A 19,868-nucleotide genomic window follows, 5' to 3' on the forward strand; every position below is an offset into this window, starting at 1 on the left:
CTGTTTAAGTTAAGACTTGGTTTGTTCTGATGGCGCGTTGCCTGCGGCTTGCTGTTTATCATCAGAAGCTACTTCCTGCGCTTTTACCTGCACACCTGGTTTGATTTTTTGCAGGCCGGTGACGATAACGCGATCGCCGGATTTCAGACCGTCAGTGACCAGCCATTTATCGCCGATCGCCTGAGAAGCAGTGACCTGGCGGACTTCGACTTTATCGCCTTCCCCCACTACCATGACGCTGGCGTCGCCGCGCGGCGTACGGGTAACACCCTGTTGCGGTACCAGCAGGGCGTCAGGGTTAATCCCTTCTTCCAGACGGGCACGGACGAACATCCCCGGTAGCAGGGTGTGATCCGGGTTCGGGAAAATAGCGCGTAGCGTGATTGAGCCGGTGGTCTGATCGACGGTGACATCCGAGAATTCCAGCGTGCCGGACTGCGGATACTTAAGACCGTCATTAGTCACTAGCTCCACTTTCGCTTTGCCGTTTTCCTGTTTCAGGCGGCCGTCGGCTAGCTCCTGCTTCAGGCGCAGGAAATCATTGCTCGACTGGGTGACGTCAACATAGATCGGATCCAGCTGCTGAACGGTTGCCAGGGCGGTCGTTTGACCATTCTGTACCAGCGCCCCTTCGGTCACGGTGGATTTACCAATCCGGCCGCTGATCGGCGAGGTGACTTTGGTGTAGGCCAGATTGATGCGCGCGGTTTCAACGGCCGCTTTCGCCGCGACCACGGCCGCATTGCTCTGCTGCGCCGTCGCAACGGCGGTATCGTAGTCTTGTTGACTAATATATTTGGTGCCCAACAGTTTCTGATAACGCTTGACCGTCAGTTGATCCATGTTTGCCGCCGCCTGGGCTTTTGCCAGGTCGCCTTTGGCGCTGTCATAGCTGGCCTGATAGGTGGCTGGATCGATCTGATACAGGGAGACGCCGGCCTGGATATCGCTACCTTCCACGAAGTTACGTTTTAAAATAATGCCACTGACCTGAGGACGGACTTCCGCAATGCGATAGGCGCTGGTGCGGCCTGGCAGTTCGGTGGTTATTTGTAGAGGTGCGGATTTGAGCGTCACAATACCGACTTCCGGCATGTGCTGGGCTCCCTGTTGAGCCGGTTTATCGTCACATCCTGTTAGCGCTAAGCTGCCTGAGAGCATCAGAACGACCGCCAGAGGCGTTAACCCTCTGTTTTTGTTCATATGTAAACCTCGAGTGTCCAATTTCAAAATGTTCAGTGGCTCAAACAACCACAAACCCACTACAGTCTTTCTATTATGGTCATGCTATGGTACATACATTCACAAATGTATGTAAACGTAACCTCTGTAAAGTCATTAACCTATGGCACGAAAAACCAAACAACAGGCACGTGAAACCCGGCAACTGATTCTGGATGTTGCTCTGCGTCTGTTTTCGCAGCAAGGCGTATCATCTACCTCGTTGGCAACAATTGCAAAAGCTGCGGGTGTAACGAGGGGGGCTATCTACTGGCATTTCAAGAATAAATCAGATTTATTCAACGAAATTTGGGAGCTGTCAGACGCCAGTATTAGCGATCTCGAAATTGAGTATCGGGCAAAATTCCCCAACGATCCACTCTCAGTTATCAGGGAGATTCTAGTCTATGTTCTTGAAGCGACAGTGACAGAAGAACGTCGACGATTAATGATGGAGATTATCTATCATAAGTGTGAGTTCGTCGGTGAAATGACCGTGGTGCAGCAGGCCCAGCGGCAGCTCTCCCTGGCGAGTTATGAGCGTATCGAGCAGACCTTGAAAGAATGCATCGCGGCGAAGCTGCTGCCCGCCAATTTACTCACCCGGCGGGCGGCCGTGTTAATGCGCAGCTACCTTTCCGGGCTGATGGAAAACTGGCTGTTTGCCCCCGATTCGTTCGACCTGCATGCGGAAGCGCGGGACTACGTCGCTATTCTGCTGGAGATGTATCAATTCTGCCCGACGCTACGCGGCCCGGAGAGCTTGTCAGCTTAAAGGTAGCGCGCGGATGGGCGTGAATTTTTAGCGCCGTCCGCCGCTATTCGCCAGCGCTGAGAAGTGCTATTCTGCGCGCTTGCGACGACCCCCGGTATTCTCCGGCATTTGCATTCATTCATATTAACTATGCTGCACACGATCTCCAGGCAACGCGCCACGTTCATCTTTATTATCACGCTGCTCTGTTTTATTGGCCTTTTCAGCCCAGTCCAGGGCCGCGCCGCGGATCTCCCCGATCGGGCAGAGGTGCAGAGCCAGCTCAATACGTTAAACAAGCAAAAAGAACTGACTCCGCAGGACAAACTGGTCCAGCAGGATCTGACTCAGACGCTGGAAACGCTGGATAAAATCGAGCGTATCAAAAGCGAGACGGCACAGCTGCGACAGCAGGTCGAGCAGGCGCCGGCGAAGCTGCGCCAGGCGGTGGAGAGCCTCAATAACCTGAGCGATGTCCCGAACGACGACGCGACGCGCAAAACGCTAAGTACGCTCTCCCTGCGTCAGCTGGAGTCGCGCGTCACCCAGACGCTGGACGATCTGCAGAATGCGCAAAATGATCTGGCGACCTATAACAGCCAACTGGTTTCCCTGCAAACGCAGCCGGAACGCGTGCAAAATGCGATGTTCAACGCCTCCCAGCAGCTGCAGCAGATCCGCAATCGTCTGAATGGCACCTCGGTGGGCGACGAGACCCTACGCCCGACCCAGCAGGTGCTGTTGCAGGCTCAACAGGCATTGCTCAACGCGCAGATCGAGCAACAGCGCAAGAGCCTCGAAGGCAACACTATCCTGCAGGATACCCTACAGAAGCAGCGTGACTACGTCACCGCCTGGAGCAACCGGCTGGAGCATCAGCTACAGCTGCTGCAGGAGGCCGTGAACAGCAAACGGCTGACCCTGACCGAGAAAACCGCCCAGGAGGCAGTTACCCCCGACGAAACGGCGCGTATTCAGGCCAACCCGCTGGTCAAGCAGGAGCTGGATATTAACCATCAGCTCAGCGAGAAGCTGATCCAGGCAACAGAGAACGGTAACCAGCTGGTGCAGCGCAATATCCAGGTCAAGAACTGGCTCGACCGCGCGCTGCAGTCTGAACGGGATATTAAAGAGCAAATTTCAGTTCTGCGGGGGAGCCTGCTGCTGTCGCGTATTCTTTACCAACAGCAACAGACATTACCGTCGGCGGATGAGCTGCAGGATATGACCAACCGCATCGCCGACCTGCGGCTTGAACAGTTTGAGGTGAACCAGCAGCGCGACGCGCTGTTCCAGAGCGATGCCTTTGTCGCCAAACTGGAGGAGGGGCACAGCAGCGAAGTGAACGATGAAGTCCACGCCGCGCTACTGGAAGTGATCGACATGCGTCGCGAACTGCTTGATCAGTTCAACAAACAGTTGGGCAACCAGCTGATGATGGCCATCAACCTGCAGATCAACCAGCAGCAGCTGATGAGCGTCTCGAGCAGTCTGAAGGAAATTCTGACCCAGCAAATTTTCTGGGTGAACAGCAATAAACCGATGGACTGGGAGTGGATTAAGGCCTTCCCGGAGGCGCTGAAAGGTCAGTTTAAGGCGATGAAAATCACCGTGAACTGGGAAAAAGCGTGGCCTGCGGTGTTTGTCGCTTTCCTGGCCGGTTTACCGCTGCTGTTGATTGCCGGCCTCATCCGCTGGCGTCTGCAGTGGCTCAAGGATTATCAGGCAAAGCTTGCTTCCCAGGTGGGACAGCTGCGCAACGATACCCAACTGCATACGCCGAAGGCGATCCTGATCGATCTGATCCGCGCCTTACCGGTGGTGCTGTTGATTCTGGCTATCGGTCTGATCTTACTCACCATGCAGTTAAATATTAGCGGACTGCTGTGGGCGTACAGTAAAAAGCTGGCTATGTTCTGGCTGGTGTTTGGCCTGTGCTGGAAAGTGCTGGAAAAGAACGGCGTCGCGGTCAACCACTTTAATATGCCGGCGCAGTTGACCAGCCACTGGCGGCGGCAGATTGTTCGCGTCAGCCTGGCGCTGCTGCCGCTGAATTTCTGGTCGGTGATTTCCGAACTGTCGCCGCTGAACCTGATGGACGACGCGCTGGGGCAGTTGGTGATTTTCTTCAACTTACTGCTGATCGCGGTGCTGGTTTGGCCGATGTGCCGGGAAAGCTGGCGCGATAAAGAGTCGCACAGCCTGCGCCTGCTGACGATCACGGTGTTGTCTATCGTTCCGGTGGCCCTGATGGTGCTGACGGCAACCGGCTACTTCTACACGACGCTGCGTCTGGCGGGACGCTGGATCGAGACCGTGTATCTGGTGATGATCTGGAACCTGCTGTACCAGACCGTGCTGCGCGGCCTGAGCGTGGCGGCGCGGCGTATCGCCTGGCGCCGCGCGCTGGCGCGCCGTCAACATCTGGTGAAGGAAGGGGCGGAAGGCGCCGAGCCGCAGGAAGAGCCAACTATCGCTCTCGAGCAGGTCAACCAGCAGACGCTGCGCATCACCATGTTGGTGATGGTCGCGCTGTTCGCGGTGATGTTCTGGGCGATTTGGTCTGATTTGATCACCGTTTTCGCCTACCTCGACAGCATTACCCTCTGGCACTACAACGGCACCGAGGCGGGGGCCAGCGTGGTGCGCAGCGTGACGATGGGCAGTTTATTGTTCGCCATTGTGGCGTCAATGGTCGCCTGGGCGCTGATCCGCAACCTGCCGGGTTTGCTGGAGGTGCTGGTGCTGTCGCGGCTCAACATGCGTCAGGGGACCTCCTACGCCATCACCACCATTCTCAACTATGCGATTATCGCTATCGGGGCGATGACGGTATTCGGGGCGCTGGGTGTCTCCTGGGATAAACTGCAATGGCTGGCGGCCGCGCTGTCGGTTGGTTTAGGTTTTGGTCTGCAGGAGATCTTCGGTAACTTTGTCTCCGGCCTAATCATTCTGTTCGAACGTCCGGTGCGCATTGGGGATACGGTCACTATCGGAACCTTCTCGGGGACGGTAAGCAAAATCCGTATTCGCGCCACCACCATCACCGATTTCGATCGCAAAGAGGTGATTATCCCGAACAAGGCGTTCGTTACCGAGCGCTTGATCAACTGGTCGCTCTCCGACACCGTGACCCGGGTGGTGATCCGCCTCGGCGTCGCCTATGGCTCAGACCTGGATAAGGTGAAAGAGGTGCTGCTGAAGGCCGCGCACGATCATCCGAAAGTGATGCAGGAGCCGGCGCCAGCGGTTTTCTTCACCACCTTCGGGGCCAGTACCCTGGATCATGAACTGCGTCTGTATGTTCGAGAACTGCGCGATCGCAGCTACACGGTAGATGAGCTCAACCGCGCCATCGACCGCCTGTGCCGGGAGAATGACATCAACATTGCCTTTAACCAGCTGGAAGTTCATCTGCGCAATGAAAAAGGCGATGAAGTCACCGAAGTGAAACGGGACGGGAAAGGCGACGATCTGGCGCCCACCACCGCGTCCTGAGCGAAGAGGGGCGGCGCAAAGCCGCCCCTGCTGTATCAGGGCGCCAGCGCGGCGAGTTCTTCATCGCTCAGCCCGGTGAGCTCCTGCACGGTTTGACGTTCGAGGCCGCGCGCCAGCATTCTGGCGGCGATGCTGCGGGTAGCTTCCTGCTCACCCTCTTGCTGTCCCTGTTTACGGCCTTTCTCTTCCAGCCATTCGGCAATGGTCATCATCAGCTCCTTATGCCTGGGCGACTGCGCCGCCAGCGTGCGGATCAGCGCCCCCGGATGTTCCGTAGTTCCCGCCTGCAACATATAGCGCAGCAGCGTATTCAGCTGCGCTTCTGTCAGATAGCCTTGCGTCATCAGCGTAATCAGCGGCACCTGCAGCTCGGCCAGATCGCGATGGCGGATATGCTTTTGCAGCAGCTCCAGCATGGCCATCCGCCGATGACGGGCGATCTGATTATCTGGCATTACGGTGAGGTCCACCAGCGGAAAATCATTGCTATAGAGCGCCTTCGCCAGCGCCGGATCGGCGAATAGCTGTTGCCAGTTGCGGGCCCAGGGCCAGGGGCTCACTTTGCCGTGATAAAACAGAATCGGCACCACCAGCGGCAGAGTGTCGTGGCCGGCGTCCAGATGACGCTGCATGGCGGCCAGCGCATAGCGCAGCAGGCGAAACGTCATCAGCTTGTCCGGGGTACTCTGGTGCTCAATCAGCGCGTACACATAGCCCGGTCCATGACGCGTGCGCAGTGAGTAAAGGATATCGGAATAGCTGGCGCGCAGGTCCTCTTCAACAAAGCTACCGGAGACCAGCTGCAGCGAATCCAGTTCGCAGATCGCCAGAAACGGCGCGGGGAGGTACAACTGCAAAAAATCCTTCGCGACCGCCTGATGCATGAGCATCTGGCGAAACACCGCGTCGTGTGGGGTTTGACTGACTTTTTCCATCAATATTGTCTCCAGGGGCGTCATGCGCAGAGGACCAGACTGCCAGCACACTGCCGGAGACAACATCCTACTTCTCTGGGTTTTGCGACCCGCTTTCCGCGTTTTTTAACTTGTTTGCATAATCCCGCCGGACAATTTCCAGCGCGCTCAGCACGGTTTGCGCCGGGATCTGATGCGATTCCAGCAACATGATTAAATCGACGGCCAGTTTGACCTCATCGGATGCATTTTCCAGCGACATCGGGCTCTCCTGTTAGCGCGTCAGCCGCGCCAGTACGTTTTCAATCTTGTCCAGCGCCTGTCGGCAGCGCGCCAACCGGCCGCTGTAGGCTTCAACTTCTTTCCCCAGCCGCTGCTGCTCGTCAAGGCTGGTCGCCTGCGCCAGCTGACGCTGGCGTTGGTCGCGCATCGCCAGCAGGCGGCGCTCATACTCCTGATGCTGCAGGCGACGGCGCTGCCAGCGGCTCAACGTTGGCGACGCGTGGTCCCAACTGCGCAAGGACCAGGTGGCGGTTTCACGGCGCAGCGCGGCGATTTGTGCCGCCAGACGCTCGGCAATCCAGACCACTTGCGGCAGCTGCTGGCGCTCGACGGCCTGGCGGAGCTGGTTAAAGTTGTGTTGGGCTTCCGCCAGATAGGCCTGCATCAGCGTGCTGCGGGTGTGGAAGAGCTGGCGGTCAAAGCGCGGGCTGAGGGTCGCGTGCTCCGCCAGCGGCGCCACCAGCGCGGCCAGCTCACTCAGCTGGTCGTTCAGCGTTTGTAAAAGTTGAGCAGTTTTCACCAACCCCCTCCATTTTCCGTCAGCCAACTGTGCTACAGTAGCCTCATCTGTTTGATAACGATTCGCATTATGCCACCTGTTATTTTAACCATTATCGGCTGGCTGGCGGTAGCGCTGGGTACGCTGGGCGTCTTCTTACCGTTGCTGCCGACGACGCCGTTTATTCTGCTCGCCGCCTGGTGCTTTGCCCGCTCATCGCCGCGCTTTCACCAGTGGCTGCTGTATCGCTCCTGGTTTGGCGGCTATCTTCGCCACTGGCAACAGTACCGCGCCATGCCTCGCGGCGCTAAACCGCGCGCCATTGCGATGATCGTGGTGACTTTTGCTATTTCGCTATGGCTGGTTAAGCTTACGTGGGTGCGCATCATGCTGTTGGTCATTCTGGCCTGTCTGCTGATCTTTATGTGGCGCATTCCGGTGGTTGACGCAAAGCAACAAAAGCACTGATGCGCAATAATGCCTGTTGCAATTGTTGCCGACAGCCAGTAAATTCTGGCGTTTTCGAGCGCGGGCAAGCCTGGTCAAAGGTTAAACAAATGTTTCTTTGGCCCCTTTTGCACGCCCGTGGGTAATACCGTTTCAATCAGGCATACACTTATGACCGCAACTGCACAGCAGCTTGAATATCTGAAGAACAGCATCCAGAGTATCGAGGATTATCCAAAACCTGGCATTCTTTTCCGCGATGTCACCAGCTTACTGGAAGACCCGAAGGCCTACGCGCTTAGCATTGAACTGCTGACCGAGCGCTACAAAGACGCGGGTATTACCAAAGTGGTAGGGACTGAGGCGCGTGGCTTCCTGTTCGGCGCCCCGGTCGCGCTGGCGCTGGGCGTGGGCTTTGTTCCGGTACGCAAGCCGCGTAAGTTGCCGCGTGAAACCATCGCCGAGACCTATGAGCTGGAGTATGGCACCGATCAGCTGGAGATCCACGTTGACGCCATTAAACCGGGCGATAAAGTGCTGGTGGTTGACGATCTGCTGGCGACCGGCGGCACTATCGACGCCACGGTCAAACTGATCCGCCGCCTCGGCGGCGAAGTGCACGATGCCGCTTTCATTATCAATCTCTTCGATCTGGGCGGCGAACAGCGCCTGGAGAAGCTGGGGATCCACTGCTACAGTCTGGTGCCGTTCCCGGGCCACTAAGCAAATCCCTCCACATAGCCTCGCCGATCGGGCGGGGCTGTGATAGCATGACCCCTTCGTGATTTCACCTTCCAGCGTTTCAGAGCCAGCCCATGAGTTATCAGGTCTTAGCCCGTAAATGGCGCCCACAAACCTTTGCTGACGTCGTCGGCCAGGAACATGTGCTGACCGCACTGGCGAACGGCTTGTCGTTAGGGCGCATTCATCACGCTTATCTTTTTTCCGGTACCCGCGGGGTCGGGAAGACCTCCATCGCCCGTCTGCTGGCGAAAGGGTTAAACTGTGAAACCGGCATCACCGCCACCCCCTGCGGCGTGTGCGATAACTGCCGGGAAATTGAACAGGGGCGCTTTGTCGATCTGATTGAGATTGACGCCGCCTCGCGAACCAAAGTCGAAGATACCCGCGATCTGCTGGACAACGTCCAGTACGCGCCGGCCCGCGGCCGCTTTAAGGTCTATCTCATCGACGAAGTCCATATGCTGTCGCGTCACAGCTTCAACGCGTTGTTAAAAACGCTGGAGGAGCCGCCGGCGCACGTCAAATTCCTGCTGGCGACGACGGATCCGCAGAAGCTGCCGGTAACGATCTTATCCCGCTGCCTGCAGTTCCACCTGAAGGCGCTGGACGTTGAACAGATCCGCCATCAGCTGGAGCATATTCTTGGCGAAGAGCAGATTGCCTTTGAGCCCCGCGCGCTGCAGCTGTTGTCGCGGGCGGCCGATGGCAGCCTGCGCGATGCCTTAAGCCTGACCGATCAGGCGATTGCCAGTGGGGAAGGGCAGCTGACGGCCGCATCGGTGAGCACTATGCTCGGCACCCTTGATGACGATCAGGCGCTGTCGCTGATTGAAGCGCTGGTTGCTGCCGACGGCGAGCGGGTCATGGCGAGCGTCAATGACGCCGCCGCACGCGGCGTCGAGTGGGAGGCGCTGCTGGTCGAGATGCAGAGCCTGCTGCACCGCATCGCCATGGTTCAGCTGTCGCCTTCGGCGCTGGGCGCCGACATGGCCGCGGTCGAAGTGCGGATGCGCGAACTGGCGCGAACCGTACCGCCCGGCGACGTTCAGCTCTACTACCAAACGCTGCTGATTGGCCGCAAAGAGCTGCCTTACGCCCCGGACCGGCGGATGGGCGTCGAAATGACGCTGCTGCGTGCCCTGGCGTTTCATCCGCGTAAGCCGCTGCCGGAGCCGGAGGCGCAGCCGGCACAGGCCGCCGCGCCCGCGCCGCGTCAGCCGGTTGCCCCCGCCGCGCCGCCGCCACAGTCGCCGCAGAGTTTGCCGCCGACCACCAGCCAGGTGCTGGCGGCCCGCAGCCACCTGCAGCGCAGCCAGGGAGCAACCACCCCAAAAAAAGAGTGAACCGGCAGCCGCTTCCCGCGCGCGGCCGGTGAATAACGCTGCGCTGGAGCGACTGAGTTCGATTACCGAGCGCGTCCAGGCTCGTCCGGCCGCGGCCGCGCTGGAGCAGGCCCCGGCGAAGAAAGAGGCCTATCGCTGGAAGGCGACGACGGTGGTGGAAGAGAGCAAAGTCGAAGTCGCCACGCCCAAAGCGCTGAAAAAGGCGCTGGAGCATGAGAAGACGCCGGAGCTGGCGGCCAAGCTCGCCGAAGAAGCGGTCGAGCGCGACAGCTGGGCGGCGGAAGTGAGCCAGCTGGCGGTACCGAAGCTGGTCGAGCAGGTGGCGCTCAACGCGTGGAAAGAGCAGGAGGGCAGCCGCGTCTGTCTGCATCTGCGTCCCAGCCAGCGCCACCTCAATTCCGCCAGCGCGCAGCAAAAGCTGGCTGAAGCGCTGGGGGTGTTGTACGGTACGCCGGTTGAATTGACCATCGTGGAAGACGATAATCCCGCGATGCGTACGCCGCTGGAGTGGCGGCAGGCTATTTATGAAGAGAAGCTCGCGCAGGCGCGCGAAGCCATTATCGCGGATAATAACATTCAGACCCTGCGTCGTTTCTTCGACGCCGATCTGGATGAAGAGAGTATTCGCCCCATTTGAATGCCAGTCTGACTGGCATTCAGTACCTTTAACGATGACTGACTGAGAGAGAAGCCTATGTTTGGTGGAAAAGGCGGCCTGGGTAACCTGATGAAGCAGGCCCAGCAGATGCAAGAGAAAATGCAGAAGATGCAGGAAGAGATCGCTCAGCTGGAAGTAACCGGCGAATCCGGCGCGGGTCTGGTGAAAGTGACCATTAACGGCGCGCACAACTGCCGCCGTGTGGAGATCGACCCAAGCCTGCTGGAAGACGACAAAGAGATGCTCGAAGATCTGGTGGCTGCCGCGTTCAACGACGCCGCGCGCCGTATCGAAGAGACCCAGAAAGAGAAGATGGCTTCCGTTTCTGCCGGTATGCAACTGCCGCCAGGCTTCAAGATGCCGTTCTGATGCAAACCAGCCCGCTGTTAACTCAGCTTATGGAAGCGCTGCGCTGTCTGCCGGGCGTTGGCCCGAAGTCGGCGCAGCGCATGGCGTTTACTCTGCTGCAGCGCGATCGCAGCGGCGGTATGCGCCTGGCGCAGGCGCTGACGCGCGCGATGTCGGAAATCGGCCACTGCGCCGATTGCCGCACCTTCACCGAGCAGGAGGTGTGCAATATTTGCAGCAACCCGCGTCGCCAGGAAAACGGTCAGATCTGCGTGGTGGAGAGTCCAGCGGACATCTATGCCATTGAGCAGACCGGGCAGTATTCCGGCCGCTACTTCGTGCTGATGGGGCACCTGTCGCCGCTCGACGGCATCGGGCCTGATGACATCGGGCTCGATCGCCTGGAGCAACGGCTGGAGGCGGAGTCGATCACCGAGGTGATCCTCGCCACCAACCCGACCGTTGAGGGCGAGGCGACGGCCAACTACATCGCAGAGCTGTGCGCGCAGTATGGCGTCGACGCCAGCCGAATCGCCCACGGCGTGCCGGTGGGCGGCGAGCTGGAGATGGTCGACGGCACCACGCTGTCCCACTCCCTGGCCGGTCGCCACAAGATTACTTTCTGAACAAATGGAGGCGGCCTTCGCCGCCTCCGCTTGAAAAATTTCCCCGCTGTCCCCATCTCCCACTCAACGGTTTTTTACCCATTTAAAATGGCATTGTTGAGGTTGAATCAGATGAAAGGACAAGAAACTCGTGGTTTTCAGTCAGAAGTAAAGCAGCTTCTGCACCTGATGATCCATTCCCTCTATTCCAACAAAGAAATCTTTCTGCGTGAGCTGATTTCCAACGCCTCTGATGCGGCCGATAAGCTGCGTTTCCGCGCGCTGTCGCAGCCGGATTTGTATGAGGGAGACGGCGAGCTGCGCGTGCGGGTTTCGTTTGATAAAGACAACCGCACCCTGACCATCGCCGATAACGGTATCGGTATGAACCGGGAAGAAGTTATCGACCATCTCGGCACCATCGCCAAATCCGGCACCAAAGCGTTCCTCGAATCGATGGGTTCCGACCAGGCGAAGGATAGCCAGCTGATCGGTCAGTTCGGCGTCGGCTTCTATTCGGCCTTCATCGTGGCGGACAAAGTGACCGTGCGTACCCGTGCGGCGGGCGACAAGCCGGAAAACGGCGTGTTCTGGGAATCCGCCGGCGAAGGCGAATATACCGTAGCTGATATCACCAAAGCCGATCGCGGCACCGAAATCACCCTGCATCTGCGCGAAGGCGAAGATGATTTCCTCAACGACTGGCGCGTGCGCTCTATCATCAGCAAATATTCCGACCATATCGCGCTGCCGGTTGAGATTGAAAAACGGGAAGAGAAAGACGGCGAAACCGTGGTTTCGTGGGAAAAAATCAACAAGGCGCAGGCCCTGTGGACCCGCAGCAAATCCGAAGTTAACGACGACGAATACAAAGAGTTTTATAAGCATATCGCTCACGACTACAGCGACCCGCTGACCTGGAGCCACAACCGCGTGGAAGGTAAGCAGGAGTACACCAGCCTGCTGTATATCCCGTCGCAGGCGCCGTGGGATATGTGGAACCGCGATCATAAACACGGCCTGAAGCTGTATGTGCAGCGTGTGTTCATCATGGACGACGCCGAGCAGTTTATGCCGAACTACCTGCGCTTCGTGCGCGGCCTGATCGATTCCAACGATCTGCCGCTGAACGTCTCCCGTGAAATCCTGCAGGACAGCAGCGTGACCCGCAACCTGCGCACCGCGCTGACCAAACGCGCGCTGCAGATGCTGGATAAGCTGGCGAAAGACGACGCTGAAAAATACCAAACCTTCTGGAAACAGTTCGGCCTGGTGCTGAAAGAGGGCCCGGCGGAAGATCCGAGCAACCAGGAAGCGATCGCCAAACTGCTGCGTTTCGCAACCACCCATACCGACTCCTCCGCGCAGACCGTGTCGCTGGAAGAGTATGTCTCGCGGATGAAAGAAGGGCAGGAGAAGATCTACTACATCACTGCCGACAGCTATGCGGCGGCGAAGAGCAGCCCGCACCTCGAACTGCTGCGTAAGAAAGGGATTGAAGTTCTGCTGCTCTCCGATCGCATCGACGAGTGGATGATGAGCTACCTGACCGAGTTCGACGGCAAAGCGTTCCAGTCTGTCGCTAAAGCCGACGAGTCGCTGGACAAGCTGGCGGATGAAGTGGACGAGTCCACCAAAGAAGCTGAAAAAGCGCTGGAGCCGTTCGTTGAGCGGGTGAAAAACCTGCTTGGCGACCGGGTGAAAGAGGTGCGTCTGACCCATCGTCTGACCGACACCCCGGCGATTGTCACTACCGATGCCGATGAGATGAGCACCCAGATGGCGAAGCTGTTCGCGGCAGCGGGCCAGGCGGCGCCGGAAGTGAAATACATCTTCGAACTGAACCCGGCGCATCAGCTGGTGAAACGCGCAGCTGATACCCAGGATGACGCCCAGTTCGGCGAATGGGTGGAACTGCTGCTGGATCAGGCGCTGCTGGCCGAGCGCGGCACGCTGGAAGATCCGAACCAGTTTATCCGCCGTATGAACCAGCTGCTGGCTTCCTGACGCGAACCTGAACGAGTAGCCCGGCCGAGCGACGCGACGCCGGGAACGGGATAAATGCCCCGTCTGAGCGATGTGCTCAGGCGGGGCATTTCACATTGGATTGCATAAAATATCTCACCATTAACCGTTTCAGCCGCACCGCCTTCCTTGAGCCATCGCCGTTCTGGTGGTATGGTTTAGCGTTTTTGAAAAATTGAATCGACTTTTGAGGGGATTTTCGTAATGCGTATTATTCTGCTTGGCGCTCCGGGCGCGGGTAAAGGAACTCAGGCTCAGTTCATCATGGAGAAATACGGTATTCCGCAAATCTCCACCGGCGATATGCTGCGCGCGGCGGTAAAATCCGGCTCTGAGCTCGGTAAGCAAGCGAAAGACATTATGGACGCTGGCAAGCTGGTGACCGATGAGCTGGTCATCGCGCTGGTGAAAGAGCGTATCGCCCAGGAAGATTGCCGTAACGGCTTCCTGCTGGACGGCTTCCCGCGGACCATTCCGCAGGCTGACGCCATGAAAGAGGCGGGCATTACCGTTGATTACGTGCTGGAATTCGACGTGCCGGACGAACTGATCGTCGACCGCATCGTTGGCCGTCGCGTCCACGCGGCATCCGGTCGCGTATACCACATCAAATTCAATCCGCCGAAGGTGGAAGGCAAAGACGACGTGACCGGCGAAGAGCTGACCACCCGTAAAGACGATCAGGAAGAGACCGTGCGTAAGCGTCTGGTAGAATACCATCAGATGACAGCGCCGCTGATCGGCTACTACACCAAAGAAGCGCAGGCGGGCAACACCAAATACGCCAAAGTCGACGGCACCAAAGCGGTAGCTGACGTGCGCGCCGAACTGGAAAAAATCCTCGGCTGATAAAGCCCTTTCTCATCCTGCTGCGGCAGGATGAGAACTCCTCTCATTTCTACCTTTTGCTATGATTGGTTCCGTTTAGCGCCATTTCAGCTACAATTGGCTGCGATTCAAATGGTTAAGAGGCGGTAATGCATCAGACGAAAACAGGTATCTTGCTGGCCAATTTAGGCACTCCCGATGCGCCCACCCCCGGGGCGGTGAAGCGCTATCTGCGACAATTCCTCAGCGACAAACGGGTGGTGGATACGTCTCGTCTGCTATGGTGGCCGCTGCTGCGCGGCGTCATACTGCCGATTCGCTCCCCGCGCGTGGCGAAGCTCTATCAGTCCGTGTGGATGGAAGAGGGATCGCCGCTGATGGTGTATAGTCGTCGCCAGCAGCAGGCGCTGGCTGCCAGGCTGCCGGATACCCCGGTGGCGCTGGGCATGAGCTATGGTTCACCGTCACTGGCCAGCGCGGTGGATGACTTACTGGCGCAGGGGGTGGAGCACATCGTGGTGCTGCCGCTGTATCCGCAATATTCCTGCTCGACGGTGGCCGCCGTCTGGGACGAACTGGCGCGGATTCTGGCGAAAAAGCGCGCCATTCCGGGTATCTCGTTTATTCGCGACTATGCCGAACATCCGGACTATATCCATGCGCTGGCGGCCAGCGTGCGCGCTTCCTTCGCTGTCCATGGGGAACCGGATCTGCTGCTGCTCTCCTATCATGGGATCCCGCAGCGCTATGCCAACCAGGGCGATGATTATCCTCAGCGCTGTCGCGATACGACGCGGGAACTGGTTTCCGCGCTGGGGCTGCCGCCGGAGCGGGTGATGATGACTTTCCAGTCGCGCTTTGGCCGGGAACCCTGGCTGACCCCGTACACCGATGAAACGCTAAAGATGCTCGGCGAGAAAGGGACGAAGCATATTCAGGTGCTGTGCCCGGGGTTTGCCGCCGACTGTCTCGAAACGCTGGAAGAAATCGCCGTCCAGAACCGGGAAATATTCCTCGAAGCAGGCGGCAAGCAATATGAATATATTCCGGCGCTTAATGCGGACGCAGCGCATATTGAGATGATGGTCAATCTGACGGCGCCTTATCGCTGATCGCGCGCAGGGCGGGGAATATGCTACTATTTCCCGCTTGTTCCCTGTTATTTAAGCGCCACTATGAAATTTCCCGGTAAACGCAAATCTAAACACTATTTTCCCGTTAACGCCCGCGATCCGCTGCTGCAGCAAATTCAGCCGGAGAATGAATCCAGCGTCTCCTGGGTGGTCGGTATCGACCAGACGCTGGTGGATATCGAAGCGAAAGTGGATGAGGCGTTTATCGTGCGCTACGGCCTGAGCGCGGGCCATTCGCTGGTGATTGAAGATGACGTCGCCGAGGCGCTGTACCAGGAGCTGGTGCGCAACAATCTCATTACCCATCAGTTTGCCGGCGGCACCATCGGCAATACCATGCACAACTACTCGGTGCTGGCGGACGATCGCTCGGTGCTGCTTGGCGTGATGTGCAGCAATATCGAAATCGGCGGCTACGCCTATCGTTACCTGTGCAATACCTCCAGCCGCACCGATCTGAACTATCTGCAGGGCGTCGACGGCGCCATTGGCCGCTGCTTTACCCTGATCGGTGACAGCGGCGAGCGCACCTTCGCCATCAGCCCGGGCCACATGAACAAGCTGCGTCCGGAAAGCATTCCGGAAGCGGTGATCGCCGGCGCCTCGGCGCTGGTGCTGACCTCTTACCTGGTCCGCTGCAAGCCGGGCGAGCCGATGCCGGACGCGACGATGAAGGCTATTGAGTATGCCAAAAAGCACGATGTGCCGGTGGTGTTAACCCTCGGAACCAAATACGTGATTGCCGATAACCCGGCGTGGTGGCAGGAGTTCCTGCAGGAGCATGTCTCTATTCTGGCAATGAACGAAGAGGAAGGGGAAGCGCTGACCGGCTTTGCCGATCCGCTGTCAGCGGCGAATAAGGCGCTGGACTGGGTCGACCTGGTGCTGTGCACCGCCGGCCCGGCGGGCCTGTATATGGCGGGCTTCACCGAAGAAGAGGCGAAGCGTAAAACCCAGCATCCGCTGCTGCCGGGGGCGATCCCGGAGTTTAACCAGTTTGAATTCAGCCGCGCGATGCGTCACCAGGATTGCGTTAATCCGCTGCGCATATATTCCCATATCGCTCCCTATATGGGCGGCCCCGAGAAGATCATGAACACCAACGGCGCAGGCGACGGCGCGCTGGCGGCGCTGCTGCATGACATCACCGCCAATAACTACCACCGCAATAACGTACCCAACTCCAGCAAGCACAAATGCAAATGGCTGACCTACTCCTCGCTGGCGCAGGTGTGTAAATATGCCAACCGCGTGAGCTATCAGGTGCTGAACCAGCACTCGCCGCGTTTAACCCGCGGCCTGCCGGAGCGTGAGGACAGCCTGGAAGAGGCGTACTGGGATCGGTAAGCGCGTCCCTCTCCCGGCGGGGAGAGGGCAGTACATCAGCCGGTGACCACTTCGCCGGCCGGTGGCGTTTCCAGAAGCCGCAGCATGGCGCGGGCAATTTCCCGTTCGCCCATCACCACCTGATTGGCTCCGCGATCGATAATGTAGTCCACTTCGTCATCATAATGGGCGCGGGCGATAATCTCGATATTCGGACATTTTTCCCGTGCGGAAGCGACAATCTCTCCGGCCTCGTAGCCGTTAGGGATTGTCAGCAGCAGCCAGCGGGCGCAATCGAGATGCGCCAGCTCCATGATCTCTTCATTGGCGGCATTGCCGAGCACCGCGCTGATCCCGCGCTCGCGTAGCTCATCCACGCGGGTGCGCGAGGTTTCAACCACCACCAGCGGGATCCCCTGGGCCATCAGCTTCTCGCCCAGCAGGCTGCCGACGCGGCCGAAGCCGACCAACAGCGCGTGGTTGCAGATATCGACCGGCACCTGCTTCTCGTCTTCCAGGACCTCTTCCAGCGTCTGCTCGTCGAGGGTTTCGGTTTTATCGAGATATTTTTCCAGCAGGGTAAACAGCACCGGGTTGAGCATAATTGAGATGATCGCCCCGGCCAGCACCAGATTTTGTCCGGCCTGCGGCAGCAGGTTAAGCGCCATTCCCAGGCCGGCGAGAATAAAGGCAAACTCGCCAATCTGCGCCAGGCTGGCGGCGATGGTCAGCGCGGTGCGCGGCGAGTGACCAAACATCCGCACAAGGAAAAAGGCGGCTGCGGATTTACCAAAGATAATAATCGCCAGCGTCGCCAGCACCGCCAGCGGCTGTTGGACCAGCACCATCGGGTCAAACAGCATGCCGACGGAGACGAAGAACAGCACCGCGAAGGCGTCGCGCAGCGGCAGGGTGTCATGGGCGGCGCGGTGGCTGAGCTCGGATTCGTTAAGCACCATGCCGGCAAAGAAGGCGCCGAGGGCAAAAGAGACATCAAACAGCTCCACGGCGCCGAAGGCGATGCCCAGCGCCAGGGCCAGCACCGACAGAGTGAACAGCTCGCGTGAGCCGGTGGCGGCGCTGCGCGACATGATCCACGGCACCAGCCGGCGGCCGACCAGCATCATAATGGCGATAAAGGCCACCACTTTGCCAATGGTGATCCCGAGGTCGAGGGCCAGGGACGCGAAGCCGACGTTGCCTTTCTCCGCCATACCGGCAATCGCCGGCAGCAGGACCAGCGTCAGGACCATCACCAGGTCTTCCACAATCAGCCAGCCGATGGCGATTTGCCCGCGCTGGCTGTCAATCAGTTGTCGTTCCTCCAGCGCGCGCAGCAGCACTACGGTACTGGCAGTGGAGAGGCACAGGCCAAAGACGATGCCGGTCATCAGCGACCAGCCGAGGGCGGCGGAGAGCGCCATACCCAGCAGCGTCGCCACGGCTATCTGGGCGATAGCCCCGGGGATGGCGATCGATTTTACCGCCATCAGGTCTTTAAGTGAGAAATGCAGCCCGACGCCGAACATCAGCAGAATGACGCCAAGTTCCGCCAGTTCCGGAGCCAGTTTGGTGTCAGCAACAAAGCCAGGGGTGAAAGGTCCGGCCAGCACGCCCGCTAAGAGATATCCCACCAGAGGAGAAATACGTAGCTTATTGGCAATCATGCCGAGAATAAAGGCGAGCACGAGGCCGCCGACAATGGTGGTGATAAGCGGTGTTGCGTGGTGCATTCCGTCTCCTTTCCAGTGGTGTATCGGTCCATTTTGCTACCCTGTCCGGGTAATAGTTTATGACAAAAACGTTCACTTTGTTTATGAATAATTCTTGAGTTGTGCAAAAAAATGCAATTAGCCGATGAAAAGGCACAGAAGGGAAAATGGCGGGGGGAAATCGTGGAACAGGCTGATGACACAAGGGTTAACGGCGGCCAGGGTTGCACTTTGGCCGCCGAATAATCAGGCTTTTTGCCGGTTATCAGGAAGGAATATCGTCAGGAATCCCAGCAGCGGCAGGAAGGCGCAGATTTTATAAACCAGATCGATGCTGGTATGGTCCGCCAGCAGGCCTAACACCGCGGCGCCAAGGCCGCCCATGCCAAAGGCGAAGCCGAAAAACAGGCCAGAAACCATGCCGATGCGTCCCGGCAGCAGTTCCTGCGCATAGACCAGAATAGCGGAAAAGGCCGAGGCGAGGATAAAACCAATGATCACCGTTAAAATCCCCGTCCATTCAAGGCTGGCGTAGGGTAAAACAAGGGTGAAAGGCGCTACGCCGAGGATAGAGCCCCAAATCACATATTTACGCCCAATTTTATCGCCAACAGGCCCGCCAATTACCGTCCCGGCAGCCACTGCGAACAGGAAGGCAAACAGATGAAGCTGAGCGTTTTGCACCGTTAAGCCGAATTTATGCATCAGATAAAAGGTGTAATAGCTGCTAATGCTCGCCATATAGAAATATTTCGAGAAAATCAGCATCAGCAGAATGCCTACCGCCAGAATAACCTTCTTGCGCGGCAGCGGATTAACGATGGCCGGTTTCGGTTTGCCCTTATTCATTCGATGCTGCGCGGCATACCAGCGGCTGATTTGCGACAGCACGACAATAGCCAGCAGAGCGGCCAGCACAAACCAGGCGACGTTGCCTTTGCCGTACGGGGCGATGATCACCGCCGCCAGCAATGGGCCAAGCGAGCTGCCGAAATTGCCGCCCACCTGGAACAGCGACTGGGCCAGGCCGTGACGGCCGCCGGAGGCCATCCGCGCCACGCGGGATGATTCCGGATGGAAAACCGAGGAGCCGGTACCTACCAGCGCGGCGGCCAGCAGCACCATGCCGAAGCTACCGGCCAGCGCGAGGAGAATCAAACCGCAGAGGGTGAAGCACATGCCCACCGGCAGCGACCACGGCATCGAGCGTTTATCGGTGATGTAGCCAATCACCGGCTGGAATAGCGATGAGGTGAGCTGGAAGGTCAGGGTGATCATGCCGATCTGCACGAAGGTAAGGGAGAACTCCGCCTGCAGCAGCGGGTAGATAGCGAGAATAAGCGACTGGATCATATCGTTAAGCAAATGGGACAGGCTGATCGCGCCTAAGATGCCAAACGAGGTGCGTGCTTTTTGCGGCGGCGCAGCGGGGCCGGACAAGGGTTGAGCGGATTGGTTGGTTGTCATAGGTTCACTTCAGCGAGTTCTATTTGTTGTAGAGAATGCAGGTTGATACCCTAAATAATTCGAG

At 58.3% G+C, this 19,868-nt stretch carries 20 protein-coding genes and 1 other annotated feature; of the genes, 14 read left to right on the plus strand and 6 right to left on the minus strand.

Annotated features, from left to right (window positions below):
* Window positions 1–9: 9 nt before the first annotated feature.
* Window positions 10–1,203: an acridine efflux pump gene (locus KPHS_11890; RefSeq protein ID YP_005225489.1), complete on the minus strand. Its 1,194-nt coding sequence runs from the start codon at window positions 1,201–1,203 to the stop codon at window positions 10–12.
* Window positions 1,204–1,345: 142 nt separating this feature from the next.
* On the opposite strand from KPHS_11890, the gene KPHS_11900 reads away from it, so the two are divergent.
* Both KPHS_11900 and KPHS_11910 read left to right on the plus strand, forming a co-directional pair.
* Window positions 1,346–1,996 carry a DNA-binding transcriptional repressor AcrR gene (locus KPHS_11900; RefSeq protein YP_005225490.1) on the plus strand — a complete coding sequence of 217 codons (651 nt, stop codon included), beginning with the start codon at window positions 1,346–1,348 and terminating at the stop codon, window positions 1,994–1,996.
* Window positions 1,997–2,125: 129 nt separating this feature from the next.
* Window positions 2,126–5,473, plus strand: a complete 3,348-nt coding sequence (locus KPHS_11910; RefSeq protein YP_005225491.1) for a potassium efflux protein KefA — start codon at window positions 2,126–2,128, stop codon at window positions 5,471–5,473.
* Window positions 5,474–5,508: 35 nt separating this feature from the next.
* Here the strand turns inward: KPHS_11910 and KPHS_11920 are convergent, their stop codons facing one another.
* The 3 genes from KPHS_11920 to KPHS_11940 all read right to left on the minus strand — a co-directional run bounded on the left by KPHS_11920 (window position 5,509) and on the right by KPHS_11940 (window position 7,189).
* Window positions 5,509–6,408 (minus strand): Rpn family recombination-promoting nuclease/putative transposase, encoded by a 900-nt coding sequence (locus KPHS_11920; RefSeq protein YP_005225492.1) that lies wholly within the window; start codon window positions 6,406–6,408, stop codon window positions 5,509–5,511.
* 67 nt (window positions 6,409–6,475) lie between these two features.
* Complete coding sequence (locus KPHS_11930; protein ID YP_005225493.1) at window positions 6,476–6,649, minus strand: pleiotropic regulatory protein RsmS; 174 nt, start codon at window positions 6,647–6,649, stop codon at window positions 6,476–6,478.
* A gap of 12 nt (window positions 6,650–6,661) precedes the next feature.
* On the minus strand, window positions 6,662–7,189 hold the full coding sequence (locus tag KPHS_11940; protein YP_005225494.1) for a primosomal replication protein N'': 528 nt from the start codon (window positions 7,187–7,189) through the stop codon (window positions 6,662–6,664).
* Between the two features lie 69 nt (window positions 7,190–7,258).
* On the opposite strand from KPHS_11940, the gene KPHS_11950 reads away from it, so the two are divergent.
* The 10 genes from KPHS_11950 to KPHS_12040 all read left to right on the plus strand — a co-directional run bounded on the left by KPHS_11950 (window position 7,259) and on the right by KPHS_12040 (window position 16,646).
* Window positions 7,259–7,636 (plus strand): DUF454 family protein, encoded by a 378-nt coding sequence (locus tag KPHS_11950; RefSeq protein ID YP_005225495.1) that lies wholly within the window; start codon window positions 7,259–7,261, stop codon window positions 7,634–7,636.
* 150 nt (window positions 7,637–7,786) lie between these two features.
* A complete protein-coding gene (locus KPHS_11960; protein ID YP_005225496.1) occupies window positions 7,787–8,338 on the plus strand; it encodes an adenine phosphoribosyltransferase in 552 nt (183 codons plus the stop codon).
* A 161-nt stretch (window positions 8,339–8,499) separates the two neighbouring features.
* The gene (locus KPHS_11970; protein YP_005225497.1) at window positions 8,500–9,702 is read left to right on the plus strand and encodes a DNA polymerase III subunits gamma and tau; all 1,203 of its coding nucleotides are present in this window, start codon (window positions 8,500–8,502) and stop codon (window positions 9,700–9,702) included.
* Window positions 8,500–10,339, plus strand: a sequence feature (potential frameshift: common BLAST hit: gi|238893440|ref|YP_002918174.1| DNA polymerase III subunits gamma and tau). It overlaps the preceding gene by 1,203 nt.
* Window positions 9,731–10,339 (plus strand): DNA polymerase III subunits gamma and tau, encoded by a 609-nt coding sequence (locus KPHS_11980; RefSeq protein ID YP_005225498.1) that lies wholly within the window; start codon window positions 9,731–9,733, stop codon window positions 10,337–10,339. It overlaps the preceding feature by 609 nt.
* Before the next feature lie 57 nt (window positions 10,340–10,396).
* On the plus strand, window positions 10,397–10,729 hold the full coding sequence (locus KPHS_11990; RefSeq protein ID YP_005225499.1) for a YbaB/EbfC family nucleoid-associated protein: 333 nt from the start codon (window positions 10,397–10,399) through the stop codon (window positions 10,727–10,729).
* Window positions 10,729–11,334: a recombination protein RecR gene (locus KPHS_12000; RefSeq protein ID YP_005225500.1), complete on the plus strand. Its 606-nt coding sequence runs from the start codon at window positions 10,729–10,731 to the stop codon at window positions 11,332–11,334. Before KPHS_11990 ends, KPHS_12000 begins: the two co-directional genes overlap by 1 nt.
* Before the next feature lie 111 nt (window positions 11,335–11,445).
* A complete protein-coding gene (locus KPHS_12010) occupies window positions 11,446–13,320 on the plus strand; it encodes a heat shock protein 90 (RefSeq protein YP_005225501.1) in 1,875 nt (624 codons plus the stop codon).
* Window positions 13,321–13,542: 222 nt separating this feature from the next.
* Window positions 13,543–14,187, plus strand: coding sequence for an adenylate kinase (locus tag KPHS_12020; protein YP_005225502.1), 645 nt, complete (start codon window positions 13,543–13,545; stop codon window positions 14,185–14,187).
* A 128-nt stretch (window positions 14,188–14,315) separates the two neighbouring features.
* Window positions 14,316–15,278, plus strand: coding sequence for a ferrochelatase (locus KPHS_12030; protein ID YP_005225503.1), 963 nt, complete (start codon window positions 14,316–14,318; stop codon window positions 15,276–15,278).
* Window positions 15,279–15,341: 63 nt separating this feature from the next.
* Window positions 15,342–16,646 carry an inosine-guanosine kinase gene (locus KPHS_12040; protein ID YP_005225504.1) on the plus strand — a complete coding sequence of 435 codons (1,305 nt, stop codon included), beginning with the start codon at window positions 15,342–15,344 and terminating at the stop codon, window positions 16,644–16,646.
* Window positions 16,647–16,681: 35 nt separating this feature from the next.
* On the opposite strand, the gene KPHS_12050 is transcribed toward KPHS_12040, so the two are convergent.
* Complete coding sequence (locus KPHS_12050; protein ID YP_005225505.1) at window positions 16,682–18,358, minus strand: putative cation:proton antiport protein; 1,677 nt, start codon at window positions 18,356–18,358, stop codon at window positions 16,682–16,684.
* Between KPHS_12050 and KPHS_12060 the strand changes: the two genes are divergently transcribed.
* Both KPHS_12060 and KPHS_12070 read left to right on the plus strand, forming a co-directional pair.
* Window positions 18,327–18,449 carry a hypothetical protein gene (locus tag KPHS_12060; protein YP_005225506.1) on the plus strand — a complete coding sequence of 41 codons (123 nt, stop codon included), beginning with the start codon at window positions 18,327–18,329 and terminating at the stop codon, window positions 18,447–18,449. The genes KPHS_12050 and KPHS_12060 overlap by 32 nt on opposite strands.
* 20 nt (window positions 18,450–18,469) lie before the next feature.
* Window positions 18,470–18,583, plus strand: a complete 114-nt coding sequence (locus tag KPHS_12070) for a hypothetical protein (protein YP_005225507.1) — start codon at window positions 18,470–18,472, stop codon at window positions 18,581–18,583.
* Here KPHS_12070 and KPHS_12080 read toward each other — a convergent pair whose 3' ends face one another.
* On the minus strand, window positions 18,584–19,804 hold the full coding sequence (locus KPHS_12080) for a fosmidomycin resistance protein (protein YP_005225508.1): 1,221 nt from the start codon (window positions 19,802–19,804) through the stop codon (window positions 18,584–18,586). It lies immediately after the preceding gene.
* Window positions 19,805–19,868: the final 64 nt, after the last annotated feature.

Source organism: Klebsiella pneumoniae subsp. pneumoniae HS11286, from assembly GCF_000240185.1.
Classification (GTDB): domain Bacteria; phylum Pseudomonadota; class Gammaproteobacteria; order Enterobacterales; family Enterobacteriaceae; genus Klebsiella; species Klebsiella pneumoniae.

Coding starts and splice junctions, on each gene's coding strand:
- KPHS_12000 (YP_005225500.1), top strand. CDS start 10,729: ATGCAAACCAGCCCGCTGTTAACTCAGCTTATGGAAGCGCTGCGCTGT.
- KPHS_12060 (YP_005225506.1), top strand. CDS start 18,327: ATGGTGGTGATAAGCGGTGTTGCGTGGTGCATTCCGTCTCCTTTCCAG.
- KPHS_12030 (YP_005225503.1), top strand. CDS start 14,316: ATGCATCAGACGAAAACAGGTATCTTGCTGGCCAATTTAGGCACTCCC.
- KPHS_11920 (YP_005225492.1), bottom strand. CDS start 6,408: ATGGAAAAAGTCAGTCAAACCCCACACGACGCGGTGTTTCGCCAGATG.
- KPHS_12070 (YP_005225507.1), top strand. CDS start 18,470: ATGCAATTAGCCGATGAAAAGGCACAGAAGGGAAAATGGCGGGGGGAA.
- KPHS_12010 (YP_005225501.1), top strand. CDS start 11,446: ATGAAAGGACAAGAAACTCGTGGTTTTCAGTCAGAAGTAAAGCAGCTT.
- KPHS_12020 (YP_005225502.1), top strand. CDS start 13,543: ATGCGTATTATTCTGCTTGGCGCTCCGGGCGCGGGTAAAGGAACTCAG.
- KPHS_12050 (YP_005225505.1), bottom strand. CDS start 18,358: ATGCACCACGCAACACCGCTTATCACCACCATTGTCGGCGGCCTCGTG.
- KPHS_11900 (YP_005225490.1), top strand. CDS start 1,346: ATGGCACGAAAAACCAAACAACAGGCACGTGAAACCCGGCAACTGATT.
- KPHS_12080 (YP_005225508.1), bottom strand. CDS start 19,804: ATGACAACCAACCAATCCGCTCAACCCTTGTCCGGCCCCGCTGCGCCG.
- KPHS_11930 (YP_005225493.1), bottom strand. CDS start 6,649: ATGTCGCTGGAAAATGCATCCGATGAGGTCAAACTGGCCGTCGATTTA.
- KPHS_11990 (YP_005225499.1), top strand. CDS start 10,397: ATGTTTGGTGGAAAAGGCGGCCTGGGTAACCTGATGAAGCAGGCCCAG.
- KPHS_11950 (YP_005225495.1), top strand. CDS start 7,259: ATGCCACCTGTTATTTTAACCATTATCGGCTGGCTGGCGGTAGCGCTG.
- KPHS_11960 (YP_005225496.1), top strand. CDS start 7,787: ATGACCGCAACTGCACAGCAGCTTGAATATCTGAAGAACAGCATCCAG.
- KPHS_11910 (YP_005225491.1), top strand. CDS start 2,126: ATGCTGCACACGATCTCCAGGCAACGCGCCACGTTCATCTTTATTATC.
- KPHS_12040 (YP_005225504.1), top strand. CDS start 15,342: ATGAAATTTCCCGGTAAACGCAAATCTAAACACTATTTTCCCGTTAAC.
- KPHS_11890 (YP_005225489.1), bottom strand. CDS start 1,203: ATGAACAAAAACAGAGGGTTAACGCCTCTGGCGGTCGTTCTGATGCTC.